At 45.4% G+C, this 699-nt stretch carries 1 protein-coding gene and 2 tRNA genes; all 3 read left to right on the top strand.

Going from position 1 to position 699, the window contains the following annotated elements:
* The first annotated feature begins 17 nt into the window (after nt 1–17).
* Nucleotides 18–93 (top strand) — tRNA-Ala (locus HMPREF9166_RS11640).
* A 227-nt stretch (nt 94–320) separates the two neighbouring features.
* A tRNA-Ile gene (locus tag HMPREF9166_RS11635) sits at nt 321–397 on the top strand.
* Between the two features lie 68 nt (nt 398–465).
* The coding region (locus tag HMPREF9166_RS12790; protein WP_039981850.1) for a hypothetical protein at nt 466–699 on the top strand (234 nt) is incomplete at its 3' end.

Below are 699 nucleotides of genomic sequence, written 5' to 3'. Positions count from 1 at the left end.
TAACATCCACATAAAATGGGGGCGTAGCTCAGCTGGGAGAGCACCTGCCTTGCAAGCAGGGGGTCAGGAGTTCGATTCTCCTCGTCTCCACCATCTTTTTCTTATCGGGATTCAACCTGATGAGAATTAACGAGCAAAGAAAATGTTCGTGTCGCTGCAAAAATCTCGCCGTAATTAGGTAATACTGAGCAAAGTGAGAGTTTTGCGCATGGCAAGGAATGAAGGAGAATCCAAGGGAGGCGTACTGATAGGTACGTTGACCGCAGGATTTGACTGAATGACACAGCCAGGCACAAAAAACATCACTTTGCGTCTAATATGGGCCTATAGCTCAGCTGGTTAGAGCGCACGCCTGATAAGCGTGAGGTCAGTAGTTCAAGTCTACTTAGGCCCACCATTTATTTGTTCACTGAAAACTGCACAGAAGAAACAAGAAAATCTAAACATGGGAGATATGGTGGACTCATGTACACAATATTTTCCACACTGAAAGATTTTCCCAAGCAAATTAGGATAAAGCGAAAATACCTTACATCACAAGATAAAGTTCCGGTTCCATGTTGGATCGGCGCTGAAGATTTCGTTAGATGCGCGGAAGCCGACAGAGACATAGTACGCTATGTCGATGAGGCTGACAAAGCAGATGACGGAATATGCAGTGTCGCTGATGTACGAAGCGGAAGGTTAAGTCAAGTGAAC

Origin of the sequence: Selenomonas sp. oral taxon 149 str. 67H29BP, from assembly GCF_000146365.1 — a bacterium.
GTDB lineage: Bacteria > Bacillota > Negativicutes > Selenomonadales > Selenomonadaceae > Centipeda > Centipeda felix.
The sequence above is the reverse complement of the archived record's forward strand: the minus strand, read 5'-3'. Positions and strand labels throughout refer to the sequence as shown.